This is a genomic window from Corynebacterium pelargi (assembly GCF_014635485.1).
In the GTDB taxonomy this organism is placed as follows: domain Bacteria; phylum Actinomycetota; class Actinomycetes; order Mycobacteriales; family Mycobacteriaceae; genus Corynebacterium; species Corynebacterium pelargi.
Map to the genome: position 1 here is coordinate 664975 of NZ_BMCX01000001.1, position 15406 is coordinate 680380.

Genomic DNA, 15406 nt, shown 5'->3' on the forward strand with positions numbered 1-15406 from the left:
TGGTTTAGGCGTGTGCCTTGATCTGAGCCACCAGCTCTTGGAGGCCTTCGCGCAGTAGGGCCTCGGGGATGGTCAGCGGGGGCAGCAGGCGGATGACGTTGCCGTCGAGGCCACAGGTCAAGATGAGCACACCTTGTTCTTTGCAGCCTGCTGCGGCCTTTGCGGTGAGCTCGGCATTGGGGGCGCCGGAGGCGTCGACAAGCTCAAGGGCCATCATTGCTCCGTGGCCGCGAAGTTCGGCCACCACGTCCATTTCGAGCAGTTCGGCGAATTCTTCGCGGATGATCTGCTCGATCTCGAGTGCGCGCGCATTGAGGTCGAGGTCGCGCATCTGGTCGAGGGAGGCCAAGGCAGCAGCGCAGGCCACGGGGTTGCCGCCATAGGTGCCGCCGAGGCCGCCGGGGACGGGAGCGTCCATCATTTCAGCGCGGCCGGTCACAAGCGATAGGGGCATGCCGCCTGCGACGCCCTTGGCAATGCACACCAGGTCGGGTTCGATGCCGAAGTGTTCGCTGGCGAACCACTTGCCGGCGCGGGTCAGGCCGGCTTGGATTTCATCGGCAACGAACACGACGTCATGTTCGCGGCACCAATCGACGATTGCGGGCAGGAAGCCATCGGCGGGAACGATGAAGCCGCCTTCGCCTTGGATGGGTTCGATCACCACGCAGGCGAGGTTTTCGGCGCCGACTTCTTGCTCGATCATCTTGATGGCGCGATCGGCTGCTTCTTGGCCGCTTAAGCCATCGCGAAGCGGGTAGCTCATGGGGGCGCGATAAATATCGCCGGCGAAAGGCCCGAAGCCGGTTTTATATGGCTTGTTCTTGGCGGTCATGGCCATGGTGAGGTTGGTGCGGCCGTGGTAGCCGTTGTCGAAGACCACCACCGCGTTCTTCTTGGTGTAGGCACGGGCGATTTTCACGGCGTTTTCTACTGCCTCGGCGCCGGAGTTGAGCAGCACGGACTTCTTTTCAAAGTCGCCGGGGGTCAGTTCGTTGAGGCGCTCGGCCACTGCGACATAGGACTCGTAAGGCGAGACCATGAAGCTGGTGTGGGTAAAGCGGCGTGCCGAGGTGGCGATTGCTTCAGCCACGTGCGGGTTCGATGCACCGACGGTGGTAACGGCAATGCCCGAAGCGAAGTCGATAAAGGAGTTGCCGTCGGCGTCGACAAGCACTCCGCCGTCGCCGTCAACGACGAAGCCCGGGAGGCCGGGGGCTAGGGCTCGAGCAACAGCAGCTTTTCGACGTTCATCCAACGCCTTGCTGTGCTGTCCGGGCAGTGCAGTAGCGACGCGGCGCTCCTGCGGCAGACGGTACTCCAGATCTTTCATTGCTCGCCTTTCTTTGAGGGTTTGTGGTGCAAAAACAGCACTACTGCTGAGGTATCGAGATGAGTTTATAACTAGTTACCGAAAAATCGTGACATAATCGTCAAAATTTGTTTTTCGTGCCCCAAACCATACTCCTGCGGGCATGCGAACACCCCACCTCGAACACCCACAGAACACCCATACAAGGACCCCCATGGACACAGCACGCACACTGACTGTCACGGCCGTGCAAGCCAACCCCTTGCTCATCGGCCAGCCGCTTGCAGACTTCAAAGCACAAGCCAGCGCGATCCTCAGCGAACACCCGGACACCGAACTGCTCATCTTCCCCGAGCTGCACCTTTTTGGCGATGGCGAACCTGATCAAGGACGACGCAGCGCCCTCGAAGCATCGGCCGAACCCCTCGACGGGCCTCGGGTTGAGGAACTCAAAACCATCGCAGCAGAACTTGGCATTTGGCTCGTCCCCGGCAGCGTGTGCGAACGCGGCGAACAGGGCGAGCTTTTCAACACCCAACTGCTGCTTTCACCCCAAGGCGAGCTTGTGGCCAGCTATCGCAAAATTTTCCCCTGGCGACCCCACGAGCCTTACGACATCGGCAATCGCTTCGTCACCGCCAAAGCCGCGAACACAGCAGTCGGTCTACACATTTGCTACGACTCGTGGTTTCCCGAAACCACTCGTCACCTGGCATGGATGGGCGCAGAGGTCATCCTCAACGTGGTCAAAACCACCAGCGAAGACCGAGCCCAGGAACTGATCCTTGCGCAGGCAAATGCCATCGTGAACCAAGTGTTTTTCGTCAGCGTGAACGTCGCGGCCCCCACCGGCAAAGGCCACAGCTTGATCGTCGCCCCCGACGGAAATGTCATTGCGAGCGCTCGCGGCGAAGATCCGGAAGTGCTCAGCGCCACCTTGGATCTCGACGCTTTGCGAAGCATTCGCGATCACGGCACCGCCGGGGTGAACCGCCCCTGGGCACAATTTCGCCCCACCGACCCCGTGGTGCCGCTACCGCTGTACGAGGGCCGGATCGACCCCAGCACATGGAATATCGAGCCTGCCCAGCCCGGGCAGGGGGCTGAGCAGAAGGCGGCTAGGCGGGAGGCGACTGGGCAGGCGACTGGGCAGGCGACTGAGCCCACGCAGCAAGCGCAGCCTGAGCAAGCGCAATCGGCGCCTCAGCCTGAAGAAACCACCCCCTAACACGTCGAAGCAAAGGCGAACACAATGAGTCAAGAAACCTTCCAACTCAAAAGGACACTCAAAACTAAAGCCCTGGTGCTTTTCGGCCTGGCCTACCTCACCCCCATGGTGGTGCTGTCGATCTTCGGGGTGATCTCGGTTGCGACCCACGGCGCTGCGCCGGCAGCCTACCTCGTGGCGATGATCGCCATGCTTTTTACCGCGCACTCCTATGGGCGCATGGCAAAGGCCTATCCAGTCTCCGGCTCCGCGTACACCTATGTGCGAAAAACTATCCAACCGCACGCCGGCTTCATGGTGGGCTGGGCCGTGTTATTGGATTACCTCTTCTTGCCCATGGTGATTTGGCTGATTGGCGCTTCCTACCTTGGAGCCCAATTCCCCGCCGTGCCTAAACCTGTGTGGATTTTGTTGTTCATCGGCCTGACGTCGGTGCTCAATATCGTCGGCATCCAAGTGGCAGAGCGCGCCAATACCCTACTCATGGCGTTTCAAGGCCTGGTCATTTTCTTCTTTGCGCTGCTCAGCATCCGCTTCATCTTCCAAAGCGACGCCACTGGGTTTAATCTAGATCCCTTCATCAACGATCAGTCCGGGCCGGGCTTTGTCGTGGCCGGTGCCGCCATCGCTGCCTACTCATTCCTTGGCTTCGACGCGGTGACCACGCTGACGGAGGAAACCCTCGAACCTGAAAAGCGCATGCCTCGGGCAATTTTCCTGATCGCGCTTATCGGCGGGCTCATCTTCATCGCCCTGGCTTATTTAGCCCAGTTGGTTCACCCCGGTTATCAGTTCCAAGACCCCGACTCCGCTGCGATGGATTTGGCGCTGAAGATTGGTGGCACGGCATTTGGTGCGGTGTTCCTCGCCGGTTTGGTGCTGGCCCAATTCGCCTCCGGCATCGCTGCCCAGGCAAGCGCCTCGCGTTTGCTGTATGCCATGGGCCGCGATGGGGTGCTGCCGAAGAAAATATTCGGACGCCTTTCGCGTTTTTCCACCCCGGCGATCAACGTTGTGATCTCTGGCGCTGTTGGCCTCATTGCGATCGTCATGAGCGTTTCTACTTCGACGTCGTTTGTAAACTTCGGCGGATTCGTCGCCTTCGCCTCGGTGAATCTCGGCGTGATCTTCTACTTCTTCCGCCAGCGCCAACAGGGTACCAAGCTCAACGTCTTTTCCTACGCCATCGCCCCCACCATCGGCGCTGTGGTCTGTATCGGGTTGCTCACTCAACTCGATGGGCACGCCAAAACCATCGGCGTGATCTGGTTAGGCATCGGCGTGGCTGTGCTCGCGGTAGTGACCAAGGGCTTTAAGCGGCAACCTCCAGAGATGAGCGAGGTATAACAAAGCTCCCGGTCGCTTTGACGATCCGGGAGCTTTTGAGGTGCTTATCTAGTTTTGCTTGTCGACGTCACCGTGCACGCCGAGGTCGCCTTCAATCACCACATTGCCGGGGATGACGATATTGCCCTCAGCATCCTGCTCCAGTGCTACCACGGCGAGCTCATTGCCTTCTTCGTCGTAGCCTGGTGCCGGCATTGCCTCGTGTGCTTCCAGCTTCTCGGGGGTATCGGTCTTTTCCCAACGACGCGTCTTAATCGCACGTTCGGCCGCGGAGTCATCCATCATGCCCTTGACCAGCGAGTACATCATGATGAACTGCGTGATAAAGAAGGGGAAGGCCACGATGATCACGACTTCCTGGAGGGTCTTGATACCCACACCGGGAGAAATGATCAGCAAGGCGCCTGCTACTGCACCGATAGCGACAACCCACAGCACGCGGTACCAGGTGGGAGTGATGGCCTCTTCACCAGTGGCGAACATGTCGTTGATCATGCCGGCGGAATCCATTGAGGTGACGAAGAAGATGATCACCACAATCAATGCGAGCACACTCACGGCACCCGTCCACGGATACTGCTCAAGGAAGCCGAAGAGTGCGAAGGGCACGTCACCTTCTTCAACCACCGGCACTGAAAGCTTGCCGGGCTCGGCGAGCTCAATTTCCACGCCCGCACGGCCGAAGATGGCGAACCAAATCACCGAGAAGATTGCCGGCAGCGCCAAAACGCCACCGATGTATTCGCGCACGGTACGGCCGCGGGAGATGCGAGCGACAAACATGCCCACGAAAGGCGACCAACAGATCGTCCACGCCCAGTAGAACACCGTCCACTTGCCCTGCCAGCCCGGGTTATCACCGAAGGAGTCGGTCCAGAACATAATCTCTGGCAATTGATCGGCATAGATACCGAAGGACTCAGCGGCAAAGCGCAAGAGCGTCAAGGTTGGGCCTGCGATCAGGACGAAGATCATGAGCAGCACAGCCAGGCCAATGTTGACATTCGACAAGGTCTTAATGCCACGGTCCAAACCAACAGCGACCGAAACACAGGCCACACCAGTGATAATCACGATGATCATCAACTGAGCCCAGCTCACCACGGGCACGTCCCACAGCATGTTCAGGCCGGCATTGATCTGCAGCACACCCAAACCAACCGAGACTGCGATACCGAAGGTCGTGGCGATGATAGCCAGGACGTCGATAAGCTTGCCTGGAACGTCATAGATTTTCGAACCCAGAATCGGGGCAAACACCGAGCTCACACGCGGTGGCAGCTTGCGCTTGTAGATGAAGTAACCAAGCGCAAGGCCCGGCAAGGCCAGAATGGCCCACATGTGAATGCCGAAGTGATAGAAGGTGTAGGCGAAGGCCTCGCGAATCGCCGCTTCGCTCATCGGATCAGCGTCTTGACGCGGCACATTCACCGCGTGGTTCAAAGGCTCTGCAACACCCCAGAACATCAACACAGCGCCCACGCCGCCGGCGAAGAGCATGGAAAACCACGCCGGCAAGCTGTACTCGGGCTCGCCATCGTCATCGCCGAGGCGCAGGCGGCCATAGCGAGAAACGAACACGGCGATCAAGAAGATGAAGATGACGCTCACACCGGAGATATAAAGCCAGCCGGTGGTGCGCATCAGGCCCTGGGCCACCGTGCTGAATGCATCGCGGGCGGTGGTGCCGAGCAGGATCGTCAGCAAGACGAAGACGACAATAAAACCCAAAGAAGCAAAGAAGATGAAGGGATCAGACTTCACTCCCCTACGCTTCTCCGGCTGGCGCACACCAGCCGTATCACTGTTTTCAGACAAAATAATCAACTCAATGGTTAAAGCGGTCGGTTACGGTTGCTAAAGATTACGCCAAAACGTTCATCATTTCTTATTGAACCCCCGGATGCGCACCCCATCGATACACCAGGTATGCGCGTTATTTTTGGCTGCAGAAGGACTTTGTGGGGTGGTTGGATGGGCGGGGGTTCGGGGCGGGTTGGCGAAGCGTTGGCGGCGCGTTCGGGGCGGGACGGTGGCGGGCTGGCGGTGGGTTGGCGGTGCGTTCGGGGCGGGACGGTGGCGGGCTGGCGGCGCGAAAATACCTCCATCTGAGGCACCCCCTTCGACCGTTTTTCGCTGCTCGGAAGGCGAAGGGATATCCTCAAACCCATGCCTCAACTCCGCACAGCCGCCGCGGCACTGGCGCTGACCTGCGGAATCGCAGCCTGCAGCGCCGGCGAAACCGCTACCCAGACCAGTCAATACAGCGCCGATGCCCCCGGCACCGTTGTCATTGGGCTCAGTACCGCACCCGCCTCCCTCGATTTCACCACCACCGCCGGTGCCGCTATCCCTCAAGCGCTCATGGGCAACGTCTACGAAGGCCTCGTTCGCATCACGCAGACCGGTCGCATTGAAGCGGCGCTCGCACAGCGGTGGGAAGTTTCCGATGATGGACAGATCTACACCTTCCACCTTCGCAAAGGCGTGACCTTTTCAAATGGCGAGGCTTTCGACGCCAACACCGCCAAATTTTCCATCGACAGGGTGCAATCCGACGCGTGGAGCAATGGACTGAAGTCGAAGATGGATGTGGTGCAGTCGACGCGAGTGATCGACAGCCACACGCTTGAAGTCAGGCTTGCACACCGTTCGAATGACTGGTTGTGGAACATGGGCACCCTTGTGGGCGCGATGATGCACCCCGGGGGCGTCGACAAGCTTGAAAGCGAACCCATCGGCACAGGCCCCTATCAAGTTGAACGTTGGGCTGTCGGCGAGTCGCTCGCATTGAAGGCGCGGGCGGATTACTGGGGCGAACGCCCGGCCAACGAGCGCGCCGTGTTGCGCTATTTCGGCGATGCCAATGCGCTTAGCAATGCGGTGCGCACGCACGATGTCAATGCTGTGGTGGGATTGCAGTCGCCAGAGCTTCTCGACGCCATCCGCGCGGACGAATCGCTAAGCGTGGAAGTCGGCACGACCAACGGCGAAGTGCTGCTAAGCATGAACAATCAGCGCGCCCCCTTTGACGATGTGCGCGTGCGCCAGGCGGTGATGTACGGGATTGATCGCCAGGCTGTCATCGACACGACGTGGGAAGGCTATGGGGTCGATACCGGTGGCGTGCCCGCTGCACCCACCGATCCTTGGTATTTCGAATCAAAGCGCTTCCCCTACGACCCCCAGCGAGCGCACGCATTGATGAAAGAGGCGGACGCCATCGGCACCAGCATCACCATTTCCGTGCCATCGCTGCCTTATGCCCAAAGCGCATCCGAGCTGTTGTACTCCCAACTAAGCGACATCGGCTTCGACGTCCACATCGAATCAGTGGAGTTTCCCGCCGTATGGCTCTCGCAGGTCTACAAGGGCAAAGACTACGACCTATCACTGGTCGCCCACGTTGAAGCGCGCGACATTCCCACCATGTTCGGCACCGCCGAGTACTACCTCGGATTTGACGACGCAGAAGTACAACGCCTGCTCAACCAAGCAGACACCGCCCCCGAATCCGACTATGTGCCCACGATGCGCCAAGCAATTGAACGCATCGTCGACCAAGCAGGCGCCGACACCTTATACAACCTGCCCAGCATCATCGTGACCAAAGACGTCACCGGCATCCCCGTCAATGCGGTCGGTGACGGACTCGAACTCGCCCAAGTACGCAAGGAGCATCAATGAAACTCCGCGCCGTGGCAAGACACCTCCTGCGCTACGCCATCACCCTGGTCCTGGCCAGCGTGCTCATTTTCCTCGCGCTTCGCATCATCCCCGGCAACCCCGCAGAAATCGCACTTGGCGTCACCGCGACCGAAGAAAGCGTGGCCAAACTCGAAGCCGACATGGGGCTCGACCAGCCCGCCTGGCAGCAATACCTGCAGTGGGTCACGGGGATGCTCCAAGGAAACTTCGGCCAATCAATCGTGTCTGGCGCCGATATTTCATCGATGGTGGTCGACAGGCTCCAAGTCAGCCTGATCCTCGTCACGATCGCCATGGTGCTCGCCCTCCTCATCGCCGTGCCGATGGGGATGTGGGCCGCACAGCGGAGCGCTCGCATTGACGGCGTGCTCGTCAGCGCGCTCAGTCAAATCGGCATCGCCATACCCAGTTTCCTCACAGGCATCCTGCTCATCGCCCTATTTTCCGTCCACCTCGGCTGGTTGCCACCCAACGGCTGGGTAGTGCCCCGCGAACATCCCGGCGCCTTTATCGCTCGCATCATCCTGCCCTGCGTGGCCCTTGGCCTGGTGCAAGCCGCGATCATGACCCGCTACGTGCGCACAGCAATCCTCGACATCCTCCACAACGACTACATGCGCACAGCCCGCGCCATCGGCTTAAGCCCCGTGCAAGCACTCTTCCGCCACGGCCTGCGCAACGCCGCGCTCCCCGTCCTGACCGTCGCCGGCATGCAACTAACCTCGCTGCTGATCGGCGCGGTCGTGATTGAGAAAGTGTTCGCCATCCCAGGGCTCGGCTCAATGCTGCTGCAAGCAGTAAGCAATCGCGACCTCCCGACGGTGCAAACCACCGTCATGATGCTCGTCATCCTCACCATCTGCGTGAATGCGCTTGTCGACGTCACCTACGCCCTCGTAGACCCACGCACCAAAAGGAGCAACCGATGAAAAGCCTCAACGCCACCGGCAAGGCCGGTCTCTTCGTCATTGCGTGCGTCTTGGCCGTAGCAATCGTGTCACTCTTCTGGACCCCCTACGACCCACTCCACGCTATGCCGAACGCACGCCTTGAAGGGTCTAGCGCACAGCATTGGATGGGAACGGATCGATATGGTCGCGACGTCCTTTCTCAAATCATGGTCGGTTCGAGAATTTCATTGCTCGTAGGCATGGTCGCCGTAGCCGTCGCAGCGATCCTTGGCGTTCCGCTTGGCATCGCTGCTGGCATGAACCGCGGAGTCTGGGATGCGTTAATCATGCGTCTATCTGATGTGCTGCTCGCCTTCCCCGCCTTGCTGATGGCTATCGTTGCCACAGCAATGTTCGGCTCCAGTACCACCACTGCCATGGTGGCAATCGGCATTGCGAGCGTTCCAGCGTTCGCGCGAGTGACCAGAGCATCGACCATGCGCGTTATGGCGCAAGACTTCATCTTGGCCGCCAAAGACGCCCAGCGTGGCACGTTCTACATCGCAATCCGCCATGTCCTGCCGAATATCCTTGGCGTGGCCATTGTCCAGGCTTCAATCGCGTTCGCCCTGGCGATCCTGGCTGAAGCTGGTTTGAGTTTCTTGGGCCTTGGTACGCCTCCACCTGAACCTTCATGGGGACGCATGCTCCAAAGCGCACAATCTTCCCTCTCCTCCGCCCCCTGGTTAGCGATCTGGCCTGGCGCTGCCATCGCCGTGACCGTCCTCGGCTTCAATTTGTTCGGTGATGGTCTGCGGGATCAGGTCGATCCTCGACACGAAACGAGCGTGCGCGCATGAAGCTTCTCGACGTTCAAGGCTTGTCAATTGCAGACATCGTTAAAGACATAAGTTTCGTCGTAAAGCCTGGTGAACGCGTTGGCATCATCGGCGAGTCCGGTTCCGGGAAAACCTTAACTGCGCTGGCAATCATGCGCCTCTTGGATCCGGATGGGGGCAGAATTTCGCTCGACGGCATCGATCTGACCGCCTTGAAGGAACCCGAGCTATGTCGAGTGCGTGGGAAAGACGTGGCGATGGTGTTCCAGGAGCCGATGACGGCGTTGGATCCGCTCATGCGGGTTGGAAGCCAGATTCGCGAAGCTGCGAGGGTGCACCAACGGCTCAGTCGCAAGGCGGCGAACGCACGAGTTGAACAAGCGCTCAAAGAAGTTGAACTCGACGTCTCTGTTGCAGATCGGTTTCCTCACGAGCTTTCCGGTGGTCAACGCCAAAGAATCCTGATTGCCATGGCGCTGATCAATAATCCCCGCCTGCTGATCTGTGACGAGCCCACGACCGCGCTCGATGTCACCGCGCAAAAGGCCGTGGTGGAGCTGATCCTGCGCCTCGCTCAAAACCGCGGCCTGCTTTTCATCTCGCACGACCTCGGCCTGATCGCCAATACCTGCGAAAAAATCCTGGTGATGCGCAACGGTGAAATCGTCGAACGCGGAACCACCCAGGAGATCCTTCACAATCCGCAACACGACTACACAAAGATGCTGATCGACGCCTCCACGTTGCAGTCGGCGCGACCTGCTCGTTACCAAGACGCGATCGTCTCTGTCGGTGGAGTACATCGTCAATTCGGGCGTTCAACTGTGGTTCGCGACGTTTCGCTGGAAGTACGCCGTGGTCAGAGACTTGGCATCGTCGGCGGATCTGGCTCTGGCAAGACCACCCTTTTAAGAATGATCGGCGGATTGTTAGAGCCGACATCGGGCTCGCTGCGCGTTGATGGAAGCACCCGGACAGTGTTCCAGGACCCGATGAGCTCGCTTGACCCGAAGATGACCATCGCACAGATTTTGGCGGAGTCTGCACCCGACGCTAGCACCGGCGACATGCAGGAAGCCCTCGCCGAGGTAGGCATCGAACCGCACGCCTTGACGAAGTTCCCGCACCAGTTTTCTGGTGGACAACGTCAGCGCATTTCCATTGCGCGCGCAGTGATGGGGCGACCCGACATCCTCCTGGCCGATGAGCCCGTTTCGGCGTTGGATGTGTCAGTGCGCGCGAAGGTGTTAGCCCTGCTGGACCGTTTGGTTGAGAATCATCACCTGACCATGGTGTTTGTCTCGCACGACTTATCGGTAGTGCGCGCTGTGTGCGATAGCGTCGCTGTCATGCATGAGGGTCGCATAGTGGAATATGGGCCGACTGAAGACATTTTTCAGCAGCCAACTCACCCTTATACCGAGCAGCTTCTTCAGGCGATTCCCCGGCTGGACTAGGCTGCCGAGCGGCGTTTTTGCACGCGTTTGGCTTCATGACGTTGCCAGGATTGGCCGAACATCGGAGCTAGTGTGGCCTCGCCTGCAGGGCGGGTGGTTTTCGTGTTGCCGTTAGGAAAATGCCAGGTGGCGACGCGGTGCTCGTCCATGGAGTATTGCACTCGGCCTGAGGTTTTCTGGGTGTGATGGAAACGGCATAGGCACGCAAGGTTTCCGGGAGCGGTTTTTCCGCCTTCGTCGTAGTTGATCACGTGGTCGAGGTCGCATTGGTCAGCGGGGGTGGAGCATCCTGGGTAGCGGCAGGTGCCGTCGAGAAGCTGCACCGTGGTTCGGATCTCTGGAGTGGGTCGATATTGCTCGGTTTCAGCGGTGTGGTTGAGCGATCGTTGCTGGTCGGCTTGCAGCTCGCCGGCGAGCCCGCCTGAAATAATATGCTGCACTCCGGCCGGGTCGGCGAAGGTATTCAGCGTGATTGAGGTGAGCGTTTTGCTCTCGAGCAGTCGCACGAAACCATCGGCGCTTGACTCGTCATCAGCGCGTTCATGCTTGCGAATTCCCAGCTCAAGACGCTTCGCTTCAGCATCGCTCAGCGTCGCACTAAATCGCGTTAAACCGTTATGACACCGCGTGAAACGCGCCCTGCGCTTGGTGTCCAGGGGCTTCATCGCAGCTTCGGGGTCCAAGGTGGCAATAAAGGCGCGAAGATGTTTTGCCACCGTTTGCGCCTGCGGTAGCACCTCGTCGGCATGCTTCGGCGTGAAATATTCTGTCAAAAACGCATCTAATTCATCGGCCAGCTCCGGTTTCACGGCCATAACTTGCTTTTCGACGACCGCAAGCCTTTGAAAATTCACGTGATACCAGGCGCGTAAACAGGCCAAAAACTTAGGAAAACGGCGAAGCATTTCACCAATCCTTAGAGCTTGGCGAGCTTCACCACGGCTAATATTCATCGACGTGGCGACGTCGGCAAGCTGGGTGTGAAAGTCTGCATCATTGTTTGGCGGGTGCTGTACCCAAAACTCGATGGTTTGCCGGTTGATCTCGCGCTGGAAATCCGCGAAATCCCCGGCTTGCATGTGAACGTAATTCCCCTGCTGCATAGTGGTTCCCCCTCGATGACCACGAACATTGCCTTACAAAACCGAATACTAGAACAGCTATTCGATTCGCGCAATAGCTACGGCAAAAAAGCGGTTTTACGCAGGCAAGAGGTGCGGGACGATGAGCAAGACGGGCACAGACCAAGCAACATGAAACATCGCACAAGCGACCACGTTGTCAAAGCGAGCGCGCAAGAAGGCCGCCAGCGCCCCCAATGCCGCCGCGGCGAGCATCAGCAAGATCATGCCTGAAGCACAAACGACCGCAATATAAGCGACCGTGGTGCCCAAGGCCGCTACAGAGCGAGGGAGCGCATCGAAAAGGGTGCCGCGGAAATAGAGCTCCTCTGCAATGCCGCCGACCGCAGCAATCAAAGCGAGCGTCCAAACACTCGGGCCACGCAATTGCGACAACAGACCCAGCACACGAGCTTCGAGCCAAGGGAGCGAAGGCACAATGAGCGCACCGACCAGCGTGATACACACCAACGCACACGCGGCGAGAACCGCAGGCCGCAGCGCTCGAGCAGAGAAATCTGAGCGTGAGATCCTCGCAGGCTTCACGGCAAAACCAAGCAACCACACACCCGCCATGCACAGCGCAGACACGTTAAAACGAAGCGAGTCAAAATCGCTATGCAAAGCCACACCGAGGAAAAACCCACCAGCGCAAAGCACCAGTGCGTGAATCAGGATCGAGGGTCGGAGATGGTGCTGTGGTGACATTGCTCTGCCTACTTTTTCTTTGTGCGGTACGGCCGCATTGAATCAGTGATCGTCGATAAGCGTTCGGAGTCGGGCGAAAATTGCCGCGCCATCAGCGCGGATCCCGTCGTGTTGATAGATGTTGGTGATATACGGTCGTAGGTCTTTGTAGGTTTGCGCCGTCGCCATGGATTGCTCGAAGGGGACGAAAATGTCGTCGACGTAGATGGCCGCGGCGGAGGTTGCGGCGTGTTGGCGAAGCGCCTCGGCGTCGTAGGGAGACGCAGGCCAAGGGTGTTGGGCCAGGGCTTCTGCGCTCGGCTTGAAGGGGCGAAGTGCGGGATCTTCTTCAAATTGCCAGGGGAAGATGTGCTCGCCGGTGAGATAAAACGGTTCCTTAGCCTTGGGGTCTGCATCCTCTTCAAAGCCTGGGATGGTTTCGCGCACGCGGTGGGCTGCCCAGTTGGTCGGAGCGCTCGCATTGACGATGCCGCCGTAAATGGACTCATGGATCGCTGCGTACAGGGGCGCGCCGGCGAAAGACACTTGCTGGCCTACTGCTTGCAAGAAGGCGGAGTCGAGGCGTTTTTCGCCTTGGGACACACTGAATGGCTGCTCGAAAAGGTATGCGAGGGCGTGAAATCCGGTGCCTCGCCCCAGGTTGATGCCGAGGGTTCGCAGGCGTCGGGAGGACAGTCGCTCGCCGGTTGGAAGGTGTTCATCCGAGCAGTCGAGGTGGTGGCATACCTCGCGAATTCGATCTTCGATCCACGGGTACTGGCGATAGAACTCCAGATGGCGTCGACGAAGCTTTTCGAAGGTCGTTTCATAGAGCTGATCAGCGCTATCGAACAGCGCCGGCAAACCGCCGGTGAGGTAGGCGCTTTCAATGGACTCGGGAAATAGGGATTGGTACGTGGTGATACAAAATCCGCCGAAACTTTGACCGTAGAGCGCCCACTGTTTCAATGCGAGCGCTTCGCGGAGCAGCTCAGCGTCGCGAACAATGAACTCCTGGCGCAGCAGTGGCAGAAGATCGCCACGCAGGTTTCGATCATCAATCCTGGCCGAACGGCCGGTGCCACGTTGATCCAACAAGATCACGCGGTAGTGCCGAAGCGCCTCGGCAATCACGCCTTGAATACTGTCGGGTCGCGGCGCGGGAAAACCGGGCCCGCCCTGGAAATACACCATCACCGGCAGGGTTTCGCCACCGGCGGGGATGAGCTCGCGTGCGAATAAATCAAAGGTTTCGGAAGGATTGTCGTGATCCCAAGGCACGCTGAGTCGGTGTTCTTTGATGGTCAGGCCGAGGTGGCGGGATGTGGTCGTGCGCAGAGTCATACTGTACGAGTCTAGGTTGAGCGATTCTCGTGGCGTTTTAGACTTGCTTTGTGATCACTTTGGATGAAATTCGCAGGAATTACGAGGATGTGTGCGCTCGCATTGAAGATGCGAGCGCTCGCGCCGGCGCCAAGGAGGACGTTCGTCTTATCGCGGTGACCAAGACGCACCCTATCGAGCTTGTTCAACTCGCGCGCGAGGCCGGCATGCACACCTTCGGTGAGAATCGCCCCCAAGAGCTCGCCGCCAAGGCTCCGCAGCTTGTCGACGCCACGTGGTGCGCCATCGGCCAGCTTCAGAGGAATAAGGCCAAAGATGTTGCCGCGCACGCTGATGAGTTTCACGCGCTTGATTCGCTGAAGGTTGCCGATGCTTTAGAGCGCAGGCTCGAGCGCACCTTGGATGTGTTCGTCCAGGTCAATATTTCTGGCGAGCAGCAAAAGTCTGGTGTTGCTCCTGAAGATGCTGCGGAGTTTTTAGCGGCGCTTCATCACGAGCATTTGCGGGTGCGGGGCTTGATGACGATCGCTCGCAATGACGATGAGGCCGTAGTGAGGAAGAATTTCGCTGATTTGCGTGAGCTTCGCGATGCTTTGCTTCCGGATTTTCCTCAGGTACGCGAGCTGTCCATGGGGATGTCTGGAGATTTCGAGTGGGCGATTGAGGAGGGTGCTACCTCTGTTCGCGTTGGGAGTGCGCTCTTTGGGCGTCGACAAGCTATGTAAAGAATCCTTGACAGTTTGTAAAGTTTGGTTTACATTTTGGGTATGAGCGAATCCGGGAACAACGTCAAAGCTTCAAGGCGAGCGCTCGGCATGAGCCAACAGGCGCTCGCAGAGGCGGCCGGCGTGTCCAGACAAACGATCGCCAACATCGAACGCGGCAGCTACGCGCCCTCGGTGTACTTGTCACTCAGGATCGCCCGAACGCTCGCATTGACGGTGGAAACGCTCTTCCCCCTCGACGCAAACGAAGGAGACCCACAATGATCCAGCAAACCATTCGTGCGACAGAACGTGCATTGGGCGACGAGTTTCACATCCGCAAGTACCACGAAGCCAGCACCTACACGCTCACGCTGGCGATGTACCTAACCCTCATCGGATGCATCGCCATCGCCGTGCTCGCAGACAACCCATGGCTTTCATTTATCCCCCTCGCGACAGTCGGCATCGCCAATAGCATCGGCACCTCACGCATGCGCAAAGAAATTCCCGTGCCGGTGATTCCAAAACCGTTCAGCCCGGCGATGCGCAAACACACCGTCGTCACGCTCATTTTGACGTTCATTTGGCTTTTGATCTTTAGCTGGAAGCTTGACGGTAGTTCATCATTTATCAATGGCGGGATCATCGGCGGCATCGTCGGCGTTGTGGTTGTGCTGCTTATCGCGCCGGTGTATAACCGCAAGCAACACAAGCGCGATACCGCTCGCATTGACGCTGAACTCGAAGACTAGCCACCCGAGCCTCG

General features: G+C 58.7%; 14 protein-coding genes. 9 read left to right on the top strand and 5 right to left on the bottom strand.

Annotated elements, in window-relative coordinates:
* Positions 1 to 4: 4 nt before the first annotated feature.
* Complete coding sequence (gene gabT, locus IEU99_RS02980) at positions 5 to 1333, bottom strand: 4-aminobutyrate--2-oxoglutarate transaminase (RefSeq protein WP_128889397.1); 1329 nt, start codon at positions 1331 to 1333, stop codon at positions 5 to 7.
* A 193-nt stretch (positions 1334 to 1526) separates the two neighbouring features.
* Here gabT and IEU99_RS02985 point away from each other — a divergent pair, with 193 nt between their 5' ends.
* Positions 1527 to 2540, top strand: coding sequence for a carbon-nitrogen hydrolase family protein (locus IEU99_RS02985; protein WP_128889396.1), 1014 nt, complete (start codon positions 1527 to 1529; stop codon positions 2538 to 2540).
* Positions 2541 to 2564: 24 nt separating this feature from the next.
* The gene (locus tag IEU99_RS02990; RefSeq protein WP_128889395.1) at positions 2565 to 3887 is read left to right on the top strand and encodes an APC family permease; all 1323 of its coding nucleotides are present in this window, start codon (positions 2565 to 2567) and stop codon (positions 3885 to 3887) included.
* Positions 3888 to 3935: 48 nt separating this feature from the next.
* On the opposite strand, the gene IEU99_RS02995 is transcribed toward IEU99_RS02990, so the two are convergent.
* On the bottom strand, positions 3936 to 5705 hold the full coding sequence (locus IEU99_RS02995) for a BCCT family transporter (RefSeq protein ID WP_128889394.1): 1770 nt from the start codon (positions 5703 to 5705) through the stop codon (positions 3936 to 3938).
* A gap of 351 nt (positions 5706 to 6056) precedes the next feature.
* On the opposite strand from IEU99_RS02995, the gene IEU99_RS03000 reads away from it, so the two are divergent.
* From IEU99_RS03000 to IEU99_RS03015, 4 genes are read left to right on the top strand one after another with little or no spacing between them, the layout of a single operon-like run.
* Positions 6057 to 7574 carry an ABC transporter substrate-binding protein gene (locus IEU99_RS03000; RefSeq protein ID WP_128889393.1) on the top strand — a complete coding sequence of 506 codons (1518 nt, stop codon included), beginning with the start codon at positions 6057 to 6059 and terminating at the stop codon, positions 7572 to 7574.
* The gene (locus tag IEU99_RS03005; protein ID WP_128889392.1) at positions 7571 to 8524 is read left to right on the top strand and encodes an ABC transporter permease; all 954 of its coding nucleotides are present in this window, start codon (positions 7571 to 7573) and stop codon (positions 8522 to 8524) included. The genes IEU99_RS03000 and IEU99_RS03005 overlap by 4 nt, the downstream gene beginning before the upstream one ends.
* Positions 8521 to 9345, top strand: coding sequence for an ABC transporter permease (locus IEU99_RS03010; RefSeq protein ID WP_128889391.1), 825 nt, complete (start codon positions 8521 to 8523; stop codon positions 9343 to 9345). Before IEU99_RS03005 ends, IEU99_RS03010 begins: the two co-directional genes overlap by 4 nt.
* Positions 9342 to 10781: an ATP-binding cassette domain-containing protein gene (locus tag IEU99_RS03015; RefSeq protein WP_128889390.1), complete on the top strand. Its 1440-nt coding sequence runs from the start codon at positions 9342 to 9344 to the stop codon at positions 10779 to 10781. The genes IEU99_RS03010 and IEU99_RS03015 overlap by 4 nt, the downstream gene beginning before the upstream one ends.
* Here IEU99_RS03015 and IEU99_RS03020 read toward each other — a convergent pair.
* From IEU99_RS03020 to IEU99_RS03030, 3 genes are all read right to left on the bottom strand, one after another.
* Positions 10778 to 11884 (bottom strand): HNH endonuclease signature motif containing protein, encoded by a 1107-nt coding sequence (locus IEU99_RS03020; protein WP_128889389.1) that lies wholly within the window; start codon positions 11882 to 11884, stop codon positions 10778 to 10780. The two genes, IEU99_RS03015 and IEU99_RS03020, sit on opposite strands and share 4 nt — an antisense overlap.
* Positions 11885 to 11980: 96 nt before the next feature.
* Complete coding sequence (locus tag IEU99_RS03025; RefSeq protein WP_128889388.1) at positions 11981 to 12610, bottom strand: CPBP family glutamic-type intramembrane protease; 630 nt, start codon at positions 12608 to 12610, stop codon at positions 11981 to 11983.
* A gap of 42 nt (positions 12611 to 12652) precedes the next feature.
* On the bottom strand, positions 12653 to 13927 hold the full coding sequence (locus tag IEU99_RS03030; protein ID WP_188358280.1) for an alpha/beta fold hydrolase: 1275 nt from the start codon (positions 13925 to 13927) through the stop codon (positions 12653 to 12655).
* A 56-nt stretch (positions 13928 to 13983) separates the two neighbouring features.
* Here IEU99_RS03030 and IEU99_RS03035 point away from each other — a divergent pair, with 56 nt between their 5' ends.
* From IEU99_RS03035 to IEU99_RS03045, 3 genes are read left to right on the top strand one after another with little or no spacing between them, the layout of a single operon-like run.
* Positions 13984 to 14658, top strand: coding sequence for a YggS family pyridoxal phosphate-dependent enzyme (locus tag IEU99_RS03035; protein ID WP_128889386.1), 675 nt, complete (start codon positions 13984 to 13986; stop codon positions 14656 to 14658).
* 42 nt (positions 14659 to 14700) lie between these two features.
* A complete protein-coding gene (locus IEU99_RS03040; protein WP_128889385.1) occupies positions 14701 to 14922 on the top strand; it encodes a helix-turn-helix transcriptional regulator in 222 nt (73 codons plus the stop codon).
* A complete protein-coding gene (locus IEU99_RS03045; protein WP_128889384.1) occupies positions 14919 to 15392 on the top strand; it encodes a hypothetical protein in 474 nt (157 codons plus the stop codon). Before IEU99_RS03040 ends, IEU99_RS03045 begins: the two co-directional genes overlap by 4 nt.
* Positions 15393 to 15406 lie beyond the last annotated feature (14 nt).